The following is a 3,008-nucleotide window of genomic DNA, read 5'->3' on the forward strand; positions in this document are numbered from 1 at the left end:
GTCCTGATAGAGCCGGCGGGCGTGGCCGCGGCCGCGTGCGTGCGCCGCCACGACGACCCGGTCGACATAGACGAAGCGCTCATAGCGCTCGCGGAACCACAGGAAATTCGGGCTGTCGTAGCGGGCATCCTGGTCGAAGGTCATGATGAAGGCTTCGAGATCGCCGATGCGCCTGGTGTAAAATGCTTCGCCAAGCAGGAAGGACAGCCGCTCAGCCTCCAGCCACGACAGTTCGGCGGCATGCTCGTTGTTGAGCGCCAGGATCGCCGCTTCGTCTTGGGCCGATACACGGGCTATCGGGGCAGGGCTCGAGGTCATGCCTTGGCTGCCGCGATCGTTGCCGCCACCAGCGCTGTGTCGGTCAGCGTGTTGCGGTACTCGCGATCGAGATCGGAACCACCCATGCCGACATGGGGATTGCGGTAGTCCATGGCACTCGGCACATCCTTGAGGGCGGCAAAATGCATTTCGGACAGGCCGGTTCTGCTGCGCACTTCGGCAATGTTGTGCAAATCCAGTCCGCCGCAGCCGAGGATGACGATGCGGTCGCCGGCCTGCCGCACCAGATCCGCCAACAGCGGCAAGCCTTCGATGGCAGTGTCACGCTGGCCGCTGGTCAGCACGCGGCCGACCTTGCTGCGGATCAGCGATTCGAGCGCCTCGGCCGGCTCGCGCGTCATGTCGAAGGCGCGATGGCAGGTGACGTTCAAGGGGCCGGCGGCCTGCGTCAGTTCGCTCATGCGCGCCTCGTCCATGGTGCCATCGGCGTTCAGGCAGCCAAACACCACGCCGGGCACGCCGAGTTCGCGCAGTGCCGAGACATCTGCCAGCATCGAGGCATATTCCGTCGCACTGTAGAGAAAATCGCCGCCGCGCGGCCGCACCATGACGTGAAACGGCACGTTTGCCTGCTCGATGGCGGCGCGGATCGTGCCGAGGCTTGGCGTGATGCCGCCTTCGACGAGGCTGGCGCACAGTTCGATCCGGTCGGCGCCGGCGGCTTGCGCCGCGAGAAGGCCGTCAATGCCTTCGACACAGATTTCGATCAGCGGCAGGCGGAGAGCTTTGGTCAAGGGGCGATCCATTCCATGATTTCCCGGCCAGCCCTACCACCGCGCCGGTTGCTGCGAAAGCGCGAACAGACTTTCGCGCCGGGCACGGACTTCGCGGTTATTGGCGCAATTCCGTGTTCTTGGCGCCTTGCTCGACCTGATCGATCACCAGAAGCTTCACCTCGATATCACCGATATTGGTGGCCTGATGCCACTGGCCGATCATTTCGATGATGAAATCGCCGGCCTTGTAGGTGTTGCTGTCGCCGGTCTCGACATTGGTGACCTTCAGCGTGCCGGCCTGGACATAGGCATAGCGCGGGAAAGGGTGCCTGTGGACCGGCAAGGTCGCGCCCGGCGCGATGTCGTAGGTCGAGACCAGCACCTGCACGTTCTTCTGCGGCAGCGTGATCGGTTGGCCGGACGCGGTCGTCGTGCGCGACGCAAGAGGGGTCACGACGACAGGCGTGCCGCTGCTGTCCAGCGCGTGGGCCGGGTTCGCGGAAAAGGCTGCCGCGAGCAGCAGTCCTGACATCAAAATTTTTCGCATGATTCGCATCCACCCCTGGCGTCAACATCGCGCAGTGGCCACCAGCACGCAAGGCAGCGCCTTGGGCACCTGCCTGCCGGCCAAAAATATTTTTGTCGCCCTCTTGAAGGAAAAAAACACGATTACCAGATCGTTTTCCGTCGAGGCTTCGGCTCGACATACTGGCGTCGCAGCGACGCTGCGACAGCCTCGTAATCCATGTTGCTTCACGGAGGATATGGCTATGAGAAGCTCTGATTATACCCCTCTTTACCGCACAACGGTCGGCTTCGACCGTCTCTTCGATATGCTCGAAAAAAGCGTACGCTCCGACTGGCCTCCCTACAATATCGAGAAGACCGGCGAGAACGACTATCGCATTACGATGGCTATCGCCGGCTTCGCTCTCGATGAGGTCGAACTCATGCAGAACGGCCCCGAATTGTCTGTCGTCGGCCAAAGGAAACCCGACCAGGAAAATCGGGAGGTCCTTCATCGCGGCTTGGCGACGGGCAACTTCAAGCAGGTGTTCAAACTTGCCGACCACGTAAAGGTCAAGGCGGCCAACCTCGAGAATGGCTTGCTGTCAGTGGACCTGGTCCGCGAAGTGCCCGAGGAACTCAAGCCTCGGCGCATTGAGATAGGGTCCGAAGCCAAAGCGGTTTCGCTCGAGCAACCCGGCAAGAAGCAGTTGATCGACTCGGATGCGGAGCCTCAACGCGAGGTCGCCTGATTCCCTGGACCTAAATCTACGGTCCGCCTCCCGGTTCGGCCGGGAGGCACAGATCGCGGAGAATGGAGATGAGAACCGGAACTTACAGTTTTCACCAACCTGAACCGAAAAATCTTGCCGCGGAATCCGCCGGATTGCGGACGCCAGATGATGTGCTGAACGAGGAGACGATGACGATCGGTGCAAAGCGGGCTTTGCTCGCTTTCTGGGCTTCCGACGTTCATGCGGTTCCTGACAATCCCGCGTTGCGGCAATTGGACAACGGCGCCATCGTGGAAGTCAGCGACATACTTCGCGCACTCCGCCTTCTGGACGAAACCGGGCGGGAACCGCGTGTTTCAAAGGAGTCGGGAACCGTCAGCCTGTCTTTCGACCGGCGCCGCAAGAAGAGCCGGCTCGGTTGGATGCGGCGCCCCTGGCGAGATGACGATGATGATCCGCCGCCAATCCCGGCCTTTGCAACGGTGCCGCCCGGGCGTGGAGGCGGCGGCATGTTGGCCGAGCCGGAGCATGCAATCGCATGATGACCCGAACCAACAACAACCCACGTGCGGAATGGAGGATCACATGAGTTACAGGACGTTCGACCGACCGGTTCTTGTCAAGAATGGCGAGTTCATTCAAGAAATAGGGTGCCTCGACGATGCGTTCGACTTCTTTGACGAGTGGCCAAGGGAGCGGCGGGGTGCGGTTT

At 61.5% G+C, this 3,008-nt stretch carries 4 protein-coding genes and 1 pseudogene; 2 read left to right on the top strand and 3 right to left on the bottom strand.

The annotated features are described in order from the left end of the window. From EN969_RS24350 to EN969_RS24360, 3 genes and pseudogenes are all read right to left on the bottom strand, one after another. Positions 1 to 318: pseudogene (locus tag EN969_RS24350) on the bottom strand (GNAT family N-acetyltransferase); the annotation flags it as partial. After that, entirely contained in the window at positions 315 to 1,085 is a 771-nt protein-coding gene (locus tag EN969_RS24355; protein ID WP_063168153.1) for a copper homeostasis protein CutC, read from the bottom strand. The gene EN969_RS24355 and the pseudogene EN969_RS24350, both read right to left, overlap by 4 nt. An 85-nt stretch (positions 1,086 to 1,170) precedes the next feature. Next, positions 1,171 to 1,602, bottom strand: coding sequence for a cupin domain-containing protein (locus EN969_RS24360; protein WP_024503833.1), 432 nt, complete (start codon positions 1,600 to 1,602; stop codon positions 1,171 to 1,173). 223 nt (positions 1,603 to 1,825) lie between these two features. On the opposite strand from EN969_RS24360, the gene EN969_RS24365 reads away from it, so the two are divergent. Together EN969_RS24365 and EN969_RS24370 are read left to right on the top strand one after the other, a co-directional pair. After that, positions 1,826 to 2,314: an Hsp20 family protein gene (locus tag EN969_RS24365; RefSeq protein WP_013531273.1), complete on the top strand. Its 489-nt coding sequence runs from the start codon at positions 1,826 to 1,828 to the stop codon at positions 2,312 to 2,314. A 62-nt stretch (positions 2,315 to 2,376) separates the two neighbouring features. After that, on the top strand, positions 2,377 to 2,838 hold the full coding sequence (locus tag EN969_RS24370) for a hypothetical protein (protein WP_245441289.1): 462 nt from the start codon (positions 2,377 to 2,379) through the stop codon (positions 2,836 to 2,838). The last annotated feature ends 170 nt before the right edge of the window (positions 2,839 to 3,008 follow it).

It is taken from the genome of Mesorhizobium sp. M7A.F.Ca.CA.003.01.2.1 (assembly GCF_003998945.1).
GTDB classification, from domain to species: domain Bacteria; phylum Pseudomonadota; class Alphaproteobacteria; order Rhizobiales; family Rhizobiaceae; genus Mesorhizobium; species Mesorhizobium ciceri.